The organism is Aurantiacibacter zhengii (assembly GCF_003584125.1).
Lineage (GTDB): Bacteria > Pseudomonadota > Alphaproteobacteria > Sphingomonadales > Sphingomonadaceae > Alteraurantiacibacter > Alteraurantiacibacter zhengii.
This window is the reverse complement of record NZ_QXFL01000004.1, coordinates 295,802-314,599: the sequence shown is the minus strand read 5'-3', so window position 1 is coordinate 314,599 and position 18,798 is coordinate 295,802. Positions and strand designations below refer to the sequence as shown.

2 protein-coding genes are annotated in these 18,798 nt (G+C 64.9%); both read left to right on the top strand.

Annotated elements, in window-relative coordinates; translation table 11 throughout:
- Positions 1 to 148: 148 nt before the first annotated feature.
- On the top strand, positions 149 to 16,891 hold the full coding sequence (locus D2V07_RS10975) for a leukotoxin LktA family filamentous adhesin (RefSeq protein ID WP_119587025.1): 16,743 nt from the start codon (positions 149 to 151) through the stop codon (positions 16,889 to 16,891).
- A gap of 78 nt (positions 16,892 to 16,969) precedes the next feature.
- Entirely contained in the window at positions 16,970 to 18,565 is a 1,596-nt protein-coding gene (locus tag D2V07_RS10970; protein WP_158586813.1) for a ShlB/FhaC/HecB family hemolysin secretion/activation protein, read from the top strand.
- The last annotated feature ends 233 nt before the right edge of the window (positions 18,566 to 18,798 follow it).

Sequence of the window (18,798 nt, the reverse complement as noted above, 5' to 3'; positions counted from 1 at the left end):
GCACCGACTAAATGTGTCCCTTCTTGCGACGCCCGGAAGTCTATTGCCCCAATAAGCGATAACTTATCGATCCATCAGGTTTCCATCAGGTATTTGCGAAAACCGCGGCGTATCTCCGAACATACACGTTTCATCTCGGAGATACAGCATGGCCGGCCGCATCAGCACGGTACCCCGCAAGTCGGTCATACTGGCACGAAAGCGCCGGTATCTTTACGCGCATGGGCTGATGGCGGTCGGTGCGGGGGCGCTGCTGGCTGGCGGTCTGCCGGGAACGGCGCAGGCCCAGGTGGTAACCGATATCGCGCCCGATGGCAGGACGGATACGGAAGTAACGCGAACCTCCGCAGCGGGCGCACCCGATGTCCGCCGCGTCACGACGCGAACGCGCAGCGGCGGCAATGCGGTCAACAGCTTCTCGGTCTTCGATGTGGGGCAGGAGACAACTGTCGACCTGATCGTGCCGGAAGACGTGAATGCCCTCGTCAATATCGTGCGCGACAGGGCGGTGACTATCGATGGCACGGTCAACAGCCTCGTCGGCGGCGAGATCGGCGGCAATGTCTTCTTCGTCGACACGCATGGCTTCGTGGTTGGCGCATCCGGCACGATCAATGTCGGTAGCCTGACGGTTGTCGCGCCGACGGCATCCTTCGTCGATTCCCTGATCGACGCCAATGGCGGCATAAGTTCGGCAGCCCTCGGAAGCCTGGCCGCTGGCGATGTGCCGCTGTCGGCTTCGGGCAATGTCGTTATTCGCGGCGCGGTTAACGCCGCCAACGGCCTTTCGATCCAGACCGGCGGGACTGTGACGGTAGCGTCCGGCGGTTCGCTCGATGCCGGGCTGAAGGACAGCAATCCGCTGTTTGCCTCGTCGGTCAACACTTCCGGCCTTGCCCCGGCAGCGCGCCTGGTGGAGCGCGAGGGACGGATCGAGATCGTCGCGGCAGATGTGGTCCTCGACGGCACGCTCGATACCGCGCACGGCGCACAGGCAGGTTCGATCACGATCAGGGCGCAGGAGACGAATGTCTCCACGGGCGACCTGCTTTTCACCGATACGGATGTCAGCGCCTCTATTTCGCAGGGCGTGAACGGCGTGATCCGCGGGGGCGACGTGACGCTTGCCGCAACGGCCGATCGCACGGTGGTGCAGGGCCTCGCCTCGGCCGATGCGTCCATCACTCTGGCGGGAACGATAGAAGCGGGATCGCTCGCCGTCACCGCAGATGCCAACGCCGCCTCCAGCAAGGCGGCCTCGCTCACCTCTGTCATCTCCGCCGGATTGGGCGGACTGGAATCGGTTTTTGGCGAGATCGAGTTCTTCGACCAGTTCGCGGGCCTTCCGCTGCCCACCGACAACATCGGATACGCGTCTGTCAGCAGCAATGCCTCGATCGATATAGCGGGAACGGCGAATATCGCGGCCTCGGGGCCGGGCGGCGTGCTGCTGCGGTCCGATACCGCGCAAACCTTCAAGCAGACCACGCCGAGCGGAGCCCTGCTGGGCGTGATCGTGGCCAATGTTGAAGGCAGTGCCGCAACAAGCGTTGCCAGCGGCGCGCGGATCGCCTCGGCCGGGGACCTGCAGATTTCCAGCCACGACACCGCCATAGTCGACCTGACCGTCGCCACCTCGACTGATTCCACCCCCTTCGCCCTCACGCTGGCCTTGCTGGACGCGGATGTGGCCGCCGACACGGTCGTGAACAGCGGGGCCGATATCGAGGTTGCCGGCGACCTCGCCGTGATCGGTCGCAACGATACCAGCTACAAGGTCGCATCGGACGTTACCGCTGCCGGGTCGGGCGCGGTTGGCATTGCTGCAGCCGTCGCCTTGACGCAGGCGCGGGCCACGGCCTTGCTCGATGCCGATATCGGCGGCGGCATCAGCGCGCCGGGCAACATACTCGTGGAAGCCAGTTCCGTCGGATCGCTCAGCGATGTCGGGGCAAAGACAGTCGTCGGCGGTGCCGGTTCGCCGGAAGTTTCCGGGGTGAACGACCTCGGTACCGCGGTCAACTCGCTTCAGAATACGCTTGTCGGCAAGCTTCTTGGCAAGCTGTTCGCGTCGGATGCGGCTTCCAGCGCATTGCCCAAGATCGGCTCGGTCATCGCTGTGAACCAATCCGCAGCGACGACGATTGCGCGTATTTCCGGCGACGTGACGGCACGCGATTCCATCGCGCTGGTGGCCAATCGCGTCGACGCTGGCGCGAGAGCTTCTGGATCGAGTTCGGTCGGCTCTGACGTTAAGAAGGAACCCAGCGCGGAAAATCCTTCGACGAGCGTGGGTGTTAACGCCGCGGTTGCCGTCAACCTGCGCGAGAACGATACGCTCGCGCTGGTCGCGCCGGGCGCCAGCCTGACGGCGGGCACCATCGGCGTGCAGGCCAATTATCTGCACCCCCGCCCGTACAAGTGGGACACGCTGGCCGGGGCCTGGGAAGCGGCAGGCGACATGGCGGGCGACATCGCGGGCGGGCTTGGCAGCCTCTACACGACGCTTTCCGGCATCCGCGACGTGGGTGCCTATGCCACTGGGAATGCGGAAGCCAAGGGTACGTCGGGCACAGAGGCGAGCATCAACGGCGTCGTCAATTATTTCGAGCTCGACAATATCACCAGCGCCTGGGTTGGCGAGGGCGCGTCGATTGTCGCTACCGATGCCGGGGGAGATTCCGGCTGGTCCGTCCCTGCAGGCGGCGGCGACTTGTCGCTGTTCATGGAAGAGGCCGATCTCGCCGCGGGCATACCGCCGCTGGCCCTCGGCACGGCTTCGCCGACCTTCGCCTTCGATTCCGCGCTCAGCGTGGATGCGAATTCCGACATCGCCGTCCTGTTCCTGTCCGGCAGCAAGGCCGCGCTGGCGAGCAGCAATTCGGATTCCGGTTCCGGCACGGGCGATGCCGGTTCGGAATTGGGCGGCGTGGGCGACGTTGTCGGCGGCGCAGGCGGTCTTGGCGGAAGCGGGACAGGCGAAGAGAATTCCGGCGTCGCGGTGGGCGGTGTGTTCACCATGACCGACATCGCCAATGCCACCCTCGCCGGTGTGGCAAGCGGTGCCAGCCTGCAAAGTGCAGGGACAGTTGAAGTTGCAGCAGATGCGGACACGACGAACTACATCGTTGCGCCCGGTTCCGGCTCCGGGGGGAGTGTCGGAGTTACCGGAGTCGTGGCCGTTTCACTGCTTGAAGAGGCGACGCATGCGAGCGTTGCTTCTTCCGCCTCGGTCAGTGGCCGGACAGCAACCCTCCATGCGACCCAGGGGGTTAATGTCTGGTCGCTGACCGGGGCACTCGCGGGGGGAGACAGTGCGGGTATCGGCGTGTCGGTGGCGGTCAATGACCTGAACACCGACACCAGCGCCGTCGTTGGCGACAACGCCGACGATGCCGCCCTTTCGTCCACTATCGACGCGAGCGCAGGGGGCAGCCCCGTTGCACCTGGCCAGGGCACTTTCGCCGCCGATACGCTGGTGGTGGAGGCGGAAACCGTGGGCCATGCAGGCGCGCTATCCATTGGTCTGGCCCAGGCAGGGCAAAGCCAGCAAAGTTCCGGCAACTCCGGCGGGAGCGGCGGAGGGCTTTCGGGCCTCGTCGGCGGAGCGAAGGACAAGCTCAAGCTCATCAGCGACGGTATCACTTCGCTCAAGGACACGCTCGACCCGCTGCTGAACCCGGTCGGCAACCTGATGGATTCGGCAGCCAGCAGCGCCACCGACAACGCCCAGACCCGGACGCCTTCCACGGCAGATGTTGCGCCCAGCGGTACGCCCGCCGATCCCGGCGCGCCCACGCCTCCCGACGGAAAAGGCCTCGGCAATTCGGCCAGCCAGGGATTTGCCATCGGCGTGGCCGGTAGCGGCTCGGTCGGCCTCTACAACGCGCAGACTACCGCCGATGTCAGCGACATCGTGCGCACCAGCTTTACCAATGGCCGTCTGGACCCGGCGGCAACCACGGTGCAGGCCGTGCGCAACGCTTCGTATTTCACGCTCAGTGGCAGCGCCGCGCTGATCAAGGGAGGGCAGAATTCGAACGGTGTTGGCGTGGCAGGCGCGCTCGCGCTGACCGAGGATTCTGGCGACACGCTTGCGCGCATGGTCAACGTCACCGCGCAAAACGCGGGCGATACGGCGGTACAGGCGTTGACCGGGGGCTTTACAGTCGGTGTCGGCGCGAGTGCTGCGGTTACATCCGGGCAGCAGAGCACGGCGATTGCCGCATCGGGCACGCTGTCGCTGCTGCACGGCGCGACCAATGCATATGTCGCCAACAGCAGGCTTACCGGCGCGCCGGGCAGCAACCTCGATGTGCGCGGCTACAACAACACGCAGATCGGCCTTGGCGGCGGCTCGTTCTACAAGGGCGGCTCTACTGGCATCGGCGCGGTCTTCACCGTCAGCCTTGCCGACAACAGCGCCGCGATAAACCCGCTGACCGGGGAGCGTTATGACTTCGTCGGCGCGCACGTCCTGAACACCGATGCCACCTTCGATCGTCTGGCAATCGACGCGCAGGCGCCGATCCGGCTGATCTCCGCCGCGGCGACGGGCGGCGTTTCAGGCAACGACGGCGCGGCCATCTCTGTCGGCGCGGTCTATTCCGATCTCAATCGCACGATAGCATCGTCCGTCACCGGCAGCGTGCTGACTGCGCGTGCCGTCTCCGCCGATAACGGGGTTTGCGATGACGAAACGTGCGGCTTGCTGGTTGCAGCGGGTAACGAAGGCCGGGCAGGACTGGATCAGATCATCGGCGCAGCTACCGCGCGCGATGCCGCCTTTGACTTCACCGGAGACACTTTCGCCGCGCAGCCGGTGGACGCTCCCAATGCCGACAATTCCAACGCCGCGCTGATCGCCGAACAGGAACAGGCGAACGAGGGGCGCAGCGTTCTGCGCGACCTGTTTGCAGCGGACACGGGAGGAGCGGCGATCTACTCCGTCGCCGGCCTGTTCCAGAGCGGCAAGACTGCTGCCGGCCTTGGCTTTGCAGGCGGCAGCATCAACGATACTTACACCGCCACCATAGAGGCCTCGCGCATAGAAGCGGCGAACAGCGGCGTTGCCGTGGTCAGCCGCGATACCGCGGCCATAGCCGCGCTGTCGGTCGGCGCGTCGATCAACCGGGGCAACGGCGGGCTGGCCTTCATGGGTTCGGCCACGGCCAACCTCATCCGCTCTGGCAGCATGGCCGGGATCGGCGGCGGGCTCGCCTACGATGGCAGCACCGGCGTGGTGAACGCACGGTCGGTGAATATCCTTGCAGAGGCAGATGCGACCATTGCCAGCCTGGCAGGCAACATCGCCGCCGGGCAGGGCACTGCCGCAGGGGTATCGGTCGCCTTCAACCAGATCGACCGCGATATTTCCGCTCAGGTTGCTGGGATCGACCTCAACGCTTCAGGCGATGTGGGCATCTCCGCCATGGCAGACGGGCAGATCCGGACGGCATCCGTATCGGGCGCCGCATCCAGTTCCACGGCGATCACCGGCTCCTTCACCATCAACAATATCGCGGACCAGGTCTCGGCCTCGCTCGCTGGCGGGGCCAACGTGGGCGGGGGTGCCGACTACGTCACTATTGCCGCAGACAATGCCTCCGACATCGAAGCGATTGCCGGAAGCCTCGGCATTTCCACCGGGGGATCGGGTGCGGGCGTGGCCATTGCCGTCAACGTAATGGAAGGCACGAACGCGGCATGGGTTTCGGGCGCGGCCATTGTGGCCGAAGACCTCGACGTGCTGGCCAATGCGACCGGCGATATCGGTGTCGCATCCATCGGCGGTGCAGTGGGATCGGACGCTGCCGGGATTGGCGGGTCGATCACCACCAACATTCTCAACAGCCAGACCAGCGCTCTGATCGATGGCGGATCGCAGATCGCTGCTACGAACAACGTATCGGTACAGGCGGCAAATGCGGGCCGGATTTTCGTGGCATCGGGCGCGATCGGCATTGGCAATTCGGCAGGTATCGGCGTGGGGGTTACCACGAACGTCCTGAACGCTACGACCTCCGCGCAGGTCCTCAATTCGACGGTCACGGCGCTGGGGCAGGGCGCAGGCCGGGCAGTAAGCACTGGCGAAGCCGCCAGCGGACTGGATACGTCGCAACTTATCTGCGTGACGGAAGAATGCGCCGAAAACGGTAACAATACGCAGGCTTTTGCGGAAACCTTCCTGCTGGGCGGAGCGGGTACCGGCCTGCTGCCGGACCAGCAAGCCCTCTCCCTCGGAACCAAGACCGTCAGCGGCCTCTCGGTCGGGGCGACATCTGTCCAGAACGTGGCGGTGCTGTCCGCTGCGGCCGGTCTCAGCCAGGGCGTCGGTGTCGGCATCGATGTCGGCGTGACGGTGATGAGTGGCGCGACGACGGCGCAGGTTTCCAGCACCGACGTTATCGGCAATGCCGATGTGCTTGCAGGAGCCTATGGCACCGTGGGGCAGGCCGTCCTTGGCGTCGGCATTGGCAGCGATGCCGGTATTGGCGCTGCGGCCAGTGCTACCAGGTTCACGCAAGATGTCTCCGCCGCCATCGTGGGCGGCTCCGTCACCGGCACAAGCAACGACGGTGTTGGTGTTCACGCGTTCAACAACCAGCAGACATTTGCGATCACGTCCGGAATCGCGGGAAGCGGCACGGCGGGCATCACCGGATCGGTAGCCGTGGACCTGTTCGATTCCGACACCCGCGCCACCATCGATGGCGGGGCGCAGATCAATACCGGCGCGGTGACGGTGGAGGCGGAAACCTTCGATGCCGTGGGCGGCGTGAACGGTGCGCTCGCGATTGGCGGCACTCTGGGCGCGGCTGGCGCATTCAACGTGGCTACCATGCAGGACCGGACACTGGCCCGGATCGGCTCAGAAGCAGGCGACGATGGCACCGATGTGACGGCCAGCGGCGATGTGACCGTCGCCGCCAGCGGTATCGACCGCTATTCCGGACTGGCGATCAGCGCCGGATTTGGCGGCAACGTGGGCATCGGCGGGATCGTGAACGTCGTGCAGATCGACAGCGATGTGCAATCCGGCATTTACAACACGGATGTGAACGCCGCAGCCAACGACGTGGCGGTAACCGCAGACCTCGAAACCGCGATGGAATACGATTCCATCGCTATCGGTATTGCAGGCTATGTCGGCGTCGGGCTGGCGGTGAACGTCGGTATTATCAAGGACCAGGCCACCGCCGAAGTGGTCAATTCCGATATCGCGTCTGGCACGCTCGACGTGGCAGCAACCAAGACGCGGCTGGCCCGATCGGCCACGCTCAGCGCTGGCGGAGGCCTTGCGGGCATTGGGGGCGTGGTGAACGTCCTGCTGGTGGGTGAGGAGCAGGGGGCTATCGACGACGATGGCGACGAGAACGGCCTGTCCTCGCAAGACACGCAAAATGTCCTGGGCAACGTGGCAACGGCAACCGACGCGGGCTATTTCACGCCCAACGCCAGCCTGACAGCCGAAGAAAACGCGGCGCTCTTCTCATCCGGCCCGACCAACGTGATGGGCGCGCTGACCGATACCCGCGACGCCGCGACAACGGCGCGCATCACCGGCTCTGTCGTCACCAGTTCCAGCGTCGATGTTTCCGGTACGGACCGTACGGCCACCGATGCCCAGCTTGGCGCGATTTCCGGCGGCGCAGGCGCGCTTTCCGCCCTGGTCGGCTACACCCGGATCAATGGATCGGTATCGGCCACCGTAGACGGCGCGATCACTGCCAGCGACATCTCCGTGAACGCGCTGAGCGAGGATCTGGGCGGGACGAACCTCTTCAACGAACCCCTCATCGCTGCCCGCGTGCGCGGTGCGGGCGTCTCTGCCGGCGGGGTGGGGGCAGCCGGTATCGTGTCCAACATCTCCATCGGCACAAGCGTGAATGCCAGTGCCGGCGGTACCCTTGCCGGCGATGGCTACGGCGAACTGGTGGTGCAGGCCGCAGATACGACCACGGCGCTGGCCGATGCAAACGGCGCCGCAGCGGGTGGCATCGGGGTCGGCATTGCCGCCGCGATTGCCGGGCGGAACGGTAGTGTCAGTGCCAGCCTGGATGATGGCAGCCTCGCCACGAGGTTCGATGGTATCACCGTGGATGCGGCGAACGCCGGGACGCTGCGAGCATCCAGTATCGCGCTTTCGGGCGGCATCCTGGGTGCAGGCAGCGGCTCGATTGCCCTGGCGAACGACGCCACAGGTGTCAGCGCGGTCATCGGCTCGGGCGTGCTTACCTCAACCGGAGATGGCGGGCTTTCGCTGACTGCCGCTTCCACCACCGATACTTCGGCTTCGGCGAAAGGGGCAGCGGTAAGCGGGCAGGTTGCCATCGGCGCCTCTGCTGCCGAGGCCACCACTTCCGTCAACGTAATGGCCAGAGATAACGGCCGCCTGCACAGGACAAGCGGCGATCTGGTTATCGGTGCAAGCCTGGATGGTGCAGGCACATCGGCCGATGCCGCTGCGGCTTCCGGCGGCGTTCTGGCAGGGGCGCAGGCTTCCGTGGCGCTCGCGCGCAACAGCGCTTCGATCGCGGCGGAAATGAACAGCGATGCCTTTGCGCAAAGCGTGGAGGTGTCGGCGACAAACGGCTCTTCCGTGCTGGCGGACTCCCGCGGTGTGGCCGCCGGTATCGTGGCAGCAGGTGCCGTGGTGGCGGATACGCAGTCCACTACGCAGACCAGCGCCCTGGTCGGCACGACCCGCGGCACCAGACTGGTGGCGGGCGCGGTGGATGTGCGCGCGGACAGCGTGGATACGACGACCACCTATGCCCTGTCCGGCAGCGGCGGCATCGCCGCAGGTGCGGCGGCGACGGCGAACAACACCAATGCCTCCACCGCCACCGCCGGTATATTTTCGGGCGAGATCAACGCAGGCGAGGTGGCGATCTCGGCAGAGCATGAGGCCCGCTATGCCAGCGTGGCGGATTCGCGGCAGGCATCGGCAATCGGGTTCAGCGGCGCGCTGGTCGACAACCGGCTGGGCGCAGTGACGCGGGCAATCGTCGGCGCGGATACCATCATTTCCGCCAGCAACATCGATATCGATGCGCGCAACGTCTTCGCGCAGGAAGACCTGCCGGAAGGCGCGGCATTTTCCGCCTATGGCGGCGGCGGCGGGCTGGGCAACGGAGCCGCAGCGACGGTGAACACCGTGGTCGGCGGACAGGCCTTGGCCGACATCGGTGAGCGTGCGACCCTGGTCGTGGGCGGCGACCCCATCCAGATACAGCAGGACGGGCTGACCGGTTCCCGCGCGCTGCGCATCGATGCGAGCAGCGCCATCGCGCTGGACGAGAAATCCCAGCTTGAACTGGGCAGCGCGGTTGCCGTGCCGATTGCGGAGACGAACCAGACAATCGCCCTCGTCAACACGGTGAACATCGGTAACGATGCCACCTTGCAGAGCAGCGGCGACATCGGGATTGGCACCCTGAGCACCGGGCGCGCGGCCAGCGGTGCCAATGTCACCGTCTACGGCCTTGCCGGTGCCGGTGGCGGCGATTCGAGCACCAATCTGGATACCACCCAGAACGTGAACATCGGCGCGAATGCGGACCTGCTGGCCTACGGCAACCTGATCGTGGGGGCCGGCGCATCCAGTAACGGCCAGTTGCGCGGCGACGTGGCGGCCAATGCGCGCACGCGTGTGTTCAACAACTCGCTGATCCCGATTACCTCCACCCTGGAAGCCGATGCGACGGCCAATTCCGACAGCGTGCTGAATATCGGCGACGGGGCGCGCCTGCGCGCGGTGCTGGATGTCGACCTGATATCCGATGAAGGAGAGGTGGATGCCAGCGGGCGTGCGGTGGGCACCAATCCCTACCTCGACCTGTTCTCCACGCAGACGGTGGACGGCACATCGCTGGCGACGGGGTCCGGCCTGTTGTCGCTGGGCGGAACCGTGGAAGCGGGCGCAGCGCATGATCAGAGCGTGGTCATCACCGGCAGCGCATCCAACCCGCAGATCGCCACCTCGACATCGCTGACCGATACCGGCGCACTGCCGCAGTTCGGAGCGAACGCGATGTTTGTCCCGCAAGGCTCCGGCATGGTTCCCGGAGACGCCGACACCATCGTGCTCTCCCCGATCTATGCGGCGGCTGGCGATATCAACGTCACCGCCAGCCAGATTACCGAACTGGCCGGCAGCAATGCCTCGCTGACCGCAAACGGCGGCGTGGATGTTTCAATCGACAACCAGACCAGCGCTGCGCTGCTGGTGGGCGATATCTACGTCCCGGATAGCGGCAACGGCCTGGTCACTTTCTCTGGCGCGGCCAGTGCCGACGGCACCGGTATCGCCGTGACCCAGAGCGGTGTCGATACGCTGCCTGCCGTCTCCATCTCCAACAGTTTCGATGCAGGGGCCATCGGCTCCAGCTCCACCGGCAGTCCGATCTACCTGTCGGGCGTTATCGGCAATCCCGGCGGTTCCGTGTCGGTGTTCAACGGTTTCGGGGATATCCTGCAGACAGGTGCGATCAACGCCGCGCAGGTATCCATCAGGGCTCCGCAGGGCACATTCAGCGTCGATGCCAATGCTTTCGAGGTGGTCGATCCGCGGGGCCAGTGGAACAGCGTGAAGATCGGCTTCAATACGCCCTTCGACGTGGTCACCTACATGGCGAACTACATCTTCGCCCCCGGCGCGTTGAGCAATCCGGCACTGACCGGCGCTGCCTACGAGGCCGAATACCGGCAGGTTCTCACCTCCATCCTCGACCGGACCGTTGCCGGGCCGCGGTATGACGACAACGGCAACGGCACCACCACCCTGAGGGGCGATTTCAACACCTTCATCTTCGGCATGCTGCCCTATCAGGAGCTGCAACAGACGGACAAGGTGCTGTCCCAAAACTGGTCTGGAGCTGGCTTCGTCTTGGGTTTTGAACCCTTCCTTCTCCAGAACAAGAACATCGGTGTCTACCTGAACCCGGATGGCACCCCGCAAGGTACGTTCAACTGGTGGGGTCCGTTCGGCTATCAGCAAAGCGGTGCGAACAACGGCTGGATCCAGCAGTTTTCCACCATCGCCCCGGTGAGGCAGCAGGCTTTTGGATCGGCGGCGGACCAGGCCACCGCCGGTGTGCAGGCGTCCTCGATCACGGCAAACGCGATCGACATTACGGCCGATATCATCAACATCAACGGCCCGCTGGTTGCCGGGCCCGAGCTCGATCGTTCGGTCCGCATCGATCCTGCCGCGCAGAGCTACATCGATGCCTATGTGCAGGCAGGCTCGCCCCAGTCCGGCTCCGCATTTACAATCACGGACGGCCTGCTGGTGCTCGACGGGTTCACCGGCACATCCGCATCCACGATCAGGGCGGCATACGATGGCCGGGCCTTCATCACCGAAGGCGGCGCGCAGGTGGCGAACCCCGATTTCGGCAAAATCGTGCTGGCCGACGTTGCTGCGGCAGGCAGCGGATCGATCCGCCTCGATGGCGGGATCATCAACACCGATGCCAATGCCAACGGAAAGCTGATCGTGCGCAACGGCTTTGGCGAAGTACAGATCGAGAATTTCACTGATACCGCGCTGGTCCTGGGCAATATCTCCACCGGCACCGGCGACCAGCCTGGCGTGATAGAAATCACCGACCGCTTCAAGGATACCGGCAGCGGCGCACCGACGATGTGGTACGTGAGCGACCAGGGCAGCAGCAGTACCGAGGTTTACGACAATTCCAACGGCGCGACCCGGTGGCAGGATGCCAACCGCCTCTACACGATCAACGCGGGCGGAACGCTCGCCTACAATCCGGACGGTGGCCTGCGCTACCGCTGGACGGAGACACAGCGAGCCAGCCGGAACTTCGATTTCTTCAACAATACCAATGTGCTGGACGACATCGCAACCGACTGGCAGTTTGCCGGCGGTTTCACCTCGGCCGGGGGTGTGGTTACCGGAGGATCGTCGACCGATCCGGCATTCCGCTCGCGCATCAGCGGCGCCGTTTACGGCTCGCAGACGCTGCAGTTCACATCCGGTGGTTTCATCTTCGCCGACAAGCCGAGCACGGTCAGCGCCGTCCAATGGCTTTACAACTTCGTCGATTTCGCAAGCGTCACGGTGGAGAACACGGTTCGGGCGGACAATGCCATCGCGATCGGGTTCGAAGGCGCTTCGCAGGGCCTGATCGGCGTCACTTCGCTTGGCGATATCGTGGTGTCCGGCAATGTAGAGAACGTCTCGGGCAATACCACGCTGGGAACGGCTGGCAGCTTGTTGAATGGCGGCGGCTCGCTGACGACCGGCGGAACCATTACGCTCGGCGCGGCAGGCGGAGATATCGGCAGCAGCGCGGCCCCCGTCGAACTGCGCGCCGTCCCCGGAGGGGCGACGCAGCTATTTGCCAGCGGCAACAACGTGTTCATCACCAACACCGGCGACCTTGCGATCAACACGCTGCAAACGCCCGGCGCGGGTACTGCCTCGGTCACGGCATCGGGCGACATAGTAGAAGGGCAGCAGCCTTCGGCGACAACGCCGCGAGTGGAAACAGGGAGCCTCTCGCTCACCTCCACAGGTGGAGCAATCGGCAGCGCGGTGACCCCGCTCACTTTCATCGCGAACACCGTCGATGCCTTTGCCGTGGGCGATATCACGCTGACGCAGACCGATGGCAACATCGTGGTCGGCTCGATCGTTTCGGACGAGGGCGGCATTTCCCTCATCGCGCAGAACGGAACCATCCTGGGTGCCCTGCCGTCGGCCCTCGAAAGCAGCGCAGACAATGCGGACAGCCAGGCGTTGTTCGAATCTCTCGGCATCCTGTCGGACACTGCCGGTAGCGTCTCGGTTTCGCGTTTCGAGACGAGCGTCGATGCGGCCTACGCGACCTTCTGGCAGATATCCGCCGTGATCGACCCGGCAAGCGGTTCCACCCTCACGGACGAAGGCCGCTCGCTTTACGCAGCGCAAGTTGCCGCCACTCTCGGCGTAGCCAATCCCACGCCCGAGCAGATCGACGCTGCCGTCCTCCAGATGTACAACGGCGCGCTCGCAATTCTCGAAAACGCACCCGGCCTGCCGGGCAACGCGCTGACGAACGAGGATCCGGCTTTCGCTTACATGCTCGATCAGTCAGATCCGCTGTACAACCAGCTCACCAGCGGTGCGCAGTGGCAGCAGGCGCAGGTCGACACCGTGATCGGCACCACTGCCGGGGGCAGCGCGCTGGCAAGCGGCCAGGGCGGCCCCAATCTCCAGGCGCAGACGGGGATCGCCGTGGTAACGCAGGGCACTGCGTCCATTCCCGAGGTCACCGTGCAGGTAACCTCCACCGGCGATGCGGCGCGCTTCTTCGTCGTCACCGCTCCGGGCGAGGGTTACGTCACCGGCGACACCGCAGGCCCCGGTCAATACACGACTGCCGAAATAAAGGCGCTGCTGGCGGCGACGCGCAATCCGCAACCCGTGCCGGTATCGTCCGACACCTACGAATTCACGCTGAACGGTGCGCAGACCGTGTCGGCGCAGACGACAACGGGGATGCTGGATATCCGTTCGGAAAACGACCTGCGGATCGATATCGACGGCGACATCGTGCTCAGTTCGATCACCACGGACGTGGGCGGAACGCTGTTCCTGTCCACGGCGAACGGCAATGTGCTGAACGGCACGCCCGAAACCCTGACAAAGGCGGCCAACCTGTCCCTCAGCGCGGCAGGCTACGCCGGGACAGAGGCCGATCCGCTGCGCTTTACCGCGTTCGATCCCTCACGGCCGTTCAACATCCTCGACCTGACTACAGGCGCGGGTTTCAATATCGAGGTAGTGGGCACCGGCGCGGCGCTGGGTAACACGAACTTCAGCGGACAAGGCACGCTGACAGCGGACGGCGACATCACGGCGCTGAGCGATGCCTCCGGCCCTGTCGCGATAGACGGCAACGGCGGCTTGCTGACGCTGGATGCGGGCACGGGCTCAGTGGGGAGCGCCGCTCATCCGCTGGCCCTCGACATGATCGGCGGAACGGCGCTTTCGCTGAGCGGTGCGGCGGCCCACGTAGCGTCCCCGTCGGACCTGATACTGGGCGCGGGCACAGTATCGGGCCAGCTTTCGATAGTGAGCGGCGGCGGCATTTCCATGGCCACCAATCCCGGCGGACCCTTGATGGCTGGCAGCGTCGATCTGGCGGCGCAAGGCGATATCGGCGGCGCGTCTCCGCTGTTGCTCGATACACAGACCGGCACGATCGTATCGGCTGCCGGTAATGTGAACCTGTCGCTTGCGAACACCGGCAGCGCGGCTCCCGTCGATCTGACGCTGGGCGCGGCGAACGGCTCGCTGACGGTCGTATCCGACGGCTCGCTGGCGATTACCGATACCGCAGCGGCAGGTGACATAGACATAGCCGCCACGTCGGGCGATCTCGAAACCGGCGACCTTGCTTCCGATCAGGGCGACATCGTTCTCGCCAGCGCAGGCGCGGCTACCCTTGGCGACCTCACCGCCACGGCGGGCACTATCAGCGGTACGGCGATGGGCGATCTCTCGTTTGCCGATGCCTCGTCTCTTGGCGATGTCAGCTTGACGGCGGGCGGAGCGCTTTCCGCGCTGTCTGTCATCACGCAGGGCGATGCCGTCCTGGCGGCAGGCAGCATCGACATTGGCGCCATCTCCGCCCAGATGGCGAACATGGCAGCCGTCGGCGCATTGTCGCTCGGCAGTGCAAGCACGGCGGGTGACCTTTCGGCCAACGCCGGCAGCATCGCCATCGGACAGGCCGACACAGGTGGCACGCTGTCGCTCGTTTCGCTGGGAGACATCAGCCTTGTCGATGGTGAGGCGCAAGGCGCATTGGTCGCCACAGCCGGCGGCACCTTCGAAAGCCATGGCAATTTGCAGGCGCAAGGCAACGCCGCGATTACTGCGTCTGGCGATATCGCGATTGCCTCGCTCGCCACCGGCGGTGCGCTGGACTTGCAGGCCGCTGGCAGCATCGATGCATCCGCGCTGGAAGCTGCGGGCTCTGCCACGCTTGGTGCAGGCCTCGATCTTGCCATCCAGTCGCTGCTCGCAGGTGGTTCGACCTCGCTTGCCGCGAACTCGCTCGACATTGCAGCGCTGATGAGCGCAGGTCCTGTCGAGATCACTGTCGGCAACGCGGTTCTTGGCGATCTAGAGACGGACAGCGATCTCGCGATCACGGCGACCGGCGACATCGCTTTCGCGAGCACCACCAGCGCCGGTGATACCGCCATGACCGCAGGCGGCGCGATTGCTGGAGACACCCTTGCTGCCGGAGGAGACGTCGCGCTTTCCGCCAGCAGCATTGCCATCGGGCAGGTGTCCGGCCAGGCAGTCGATCTTGCCGCTTCGGGTGAAGTGGCAGCGGGCACTGTCACGAGCCTTGGCGATCTGTCCGTTACCTCCGGCACGCTCGATATCGGGATGGCCGATGTCGGCGGCGACTTCTCGCTTACGTCTGAAGGCGATGCCGTTGTGAACGATGCTGCGGTGGCTGGCGCAATGCTCGTCCAGTCAGGCGGAGGCTTCTCCAGCGCGGGCAACCTGTCCGTCGGCGGGGCGGTGGATATCGCGGCGGCGGGCGTGAACATCGCGGCCCTGGACAGCGGAGGCTCCGTCGCGCTGGCGGCCGACAATGTCACGCTGGGCGACCTGTCCACGCTGGGTTCGCTGACGATCATGGCGGACGAGGATATCACCTTCGGCACGACCACCAGCGCGGGCGATACCACCATGACGGCGGGCAAGGCCATCACGGGCAATACCCTGCTGGCTGGCGGAACGGTGGCGCTTTCCGCGCGGTCGATCGATATCGGGAACATCACCGGGCGGGATATCGAACTGTCCGTTACGGACGATCTCGTGATCGGGGATATCGCCAGCGCCCAGAACCTCTCACTTACCGCACGCAGCCTGATTATCGGCAACGCCGAAGCGGGTGGCGATCTACTGCTTTCATCGATACTCGACACGATGCTGACCAACGCATTGGTGGGCGGCGACCTGCTCGCCCAGGCCGGTGGCGACTTTGGCAGCGATGGCACGCTCCGGATCGGCGGCGAGGCAGCGATAACGACCGGCGGCGACATCTCGCTGCTGTCGCTATCCGCCGGGCATGATGTGAACCTGAGCGGTGTCGATATCGACTTTGGCAGCGTTTCTGCCCGGAACTTCACGGCATTCAACGAAGGGCAGCTGAGCGGTGGACGCCTCAGCGTTACAAGCAGTGCAACCATTGCCCCTCGTGGCGGGTCAGCGGTGTCGAGCGTGTCGCTGGACGAACTGCTGGCGCTGAACGCCAACATCTCCGCCAGCGCAGCCTACGGCACGGAACCCGCGATCCGGATCGGTCAGGGATGGATCGGTGACGGGCTGGTGCTTCAGGGCAGCTCCGCCACTGCAAACCTTGCAGGAACGGGGCAGGCGTTGAACCTCTCCCTCAGCGGTTACCCCGCCGGGCCGATGGCCTATGCCGATATCGACATCACGAGCACGGTGCCGCTGGTGTTCGGGCAGTTCACGGTCGATTTCGCGGCCATTCAGACGGCGGGCCGGGATGTGCAGCTGTTCGATGGTTACGCCAACCGGCTGGAACTGACCACGGCGGACGTCAGCGTGCTGATCGAGCAGAGACGGCGAGGCCGCGACCACGATTTCGACAAGCAGTTCCAGTTCGTCGACGGGTATTTCGATCTCACCATCGAAGGGCAGGAGCCGCGCGGACGCGGCCGTGGCCAACCGTCCTACCGGGTGCGCGCCGTGCCCGCCCATGCGAACGGGGTCGAGCGGGATCGCCAAGAAGGCGACGACGATAATGGGAGCCAGGATGAGGACCACCAGAGCCAAGGCGGCCCAGGTCAAGGCAACCAGAACCAGGGCAAGAAGAACAAGGGCCGGTGAGGTTTGCGGATGATATATAGGCAACGAGCAGGACGGCGGGCTTTCTTCCTTTCGTCTGCGCCTTGGGCCGCGCTCGCCTTGCTGCTGCCAGCCCACGCCAACGCCCAGTCCGCTCCGCCGCCGCCGCCCGATCCCGGGGTCATCAGCAGCCAGGTGCTGGAGCAACAGCGCGAGCGGCTGGATGCGCTGGAAACGCCTGCCGATCCCGGCCCCGCTGTCACCGGAGAGCGGCCCGCCGATGCCAATGTTACCGGTGAGGATACCATCCGGTTCGAACTGCGCACGGTGGTATTCGACCAGTCGCGGTTCCTCTCCCCGCAGGAGTTGAGCGAAGTTGCCGCGCCCTTCGTTGGCAGGCAGGTTTCGTTTGCCGATCTGGGAGCGATCACGGCGGCAGTGAACGCCATGTACGATGCGCGAGGGCTGGTTACCGCGCGAGCAATCCTTGCGCCGCAGGCGATCGAGAATGGCACCGTCCGCATCACGCTGGTGGAAGGTGTGGTGGGGCAGATCGAGGTTGGCGGTGCGCGCCGGATCGCGGCGCAGGATATCGTCAACCGGTCCGGGCTAGAGCCGGGCGAGACGCTCGACCCGCGGGACCTAGAGCGCAGGCTTTCGCTGATCAACCGCACCAACCCCGTGCAGGTCCGCGCAGGGCTGCAACCGGGCGAGCAATTCGGCCTGACCGACATACAGCTGGCCGTGACAATGCCCGACCCGAACATCCTTCAGGTGTTTGCCGATAACCACGGTTACCGCAGTGTCGGGCGCTGGGAGGGTGGCGGGTACTATCGCCGCACCGGCCTGCTGGGCGCCTCCGATCGCCTTTCGGCCTTTGCCGTGGCGAGCGAAGGGGCGCTTTCGGGCACCGTATCTTACGACGCCGCGGTGCTGGGCCCGACCACGCGGCTTGGCCTGTCCTACGGGCGCAGCAGGTCGGAAATCGTGAACGGGGCTTTTGCCGCAGCGGGCAGCGTGGGCAAGACGCAGAACCTGGCTCTCAATTATCTGCAACCCGTCGTTTCCAGTGCCAGGGGCATCCTGCTTGCAAGCGCGACCGTGGGGGTGAGCGAGACACGCAATTTCGTGTCCGATACCTTCGTCAGCAAGACGACCACGAAGAAAGCTGGCGTGGGCCTGTCGTACGATCACCTGGCGCCCGGCTTCAGTCTCCGGGTAAGCGGGAATGCACTGATCGCCGATTCCCCGCTGACCGGCAGCGTCAGCGACCAGACCTACGGGGTGTTTTCCGGCACGTTCGAAGCGGAAAAGCGCACCGGACCGCGCCTGGGGCTACGCGCATTCGGCGGCTGGCAGATCGCCACGCAGGATGGGGTACCGGGCGATCTGCTGTTCCAGATCGGCGGCCCGCTGACAAACCGCGGATACGAGCCGGGAGCCTTGTCCGGAGATGGAGGCTATTACCTTTCGGGCGAGATCGAAATGCTGCCCGCATCCGACAGTGCCGAACCGGCAATATTCGTCTTTGTCGATCACGGACGGGTCGCCACGCCGAGAGACCAGCCCAAGTCGTTGACGGCGATTGGGGCCGGCATCGGTTTCACGGCGCTGGACATCCTGTCGGTGCAGGCAACTGCGGGGTTCCCCGTGGAAAGGCTGGAAAGCCAGTCCCGAAACCCCCAATTCTACCTGCGCACGACGCTGCAGTTCTGAACTGCCGCGCGGGCGTCTTTCCTACAACGATGGGACGCGATCATACCCCCCGGCATGACCCCTGCCAAACTGCCTATGCGGAAAGTCACACCTTGCACCGCGAATTTGCGCGAATATAACTGGCGCGGCTCGAAAATCCGGGAAACCGGAGTTTCTCAAATGCGCCTGTTCGGTGTTCCAGGATAGCCCCTGCAACATTGCTGGAATAATAGGGATCATTAAGCTGGAGCGCC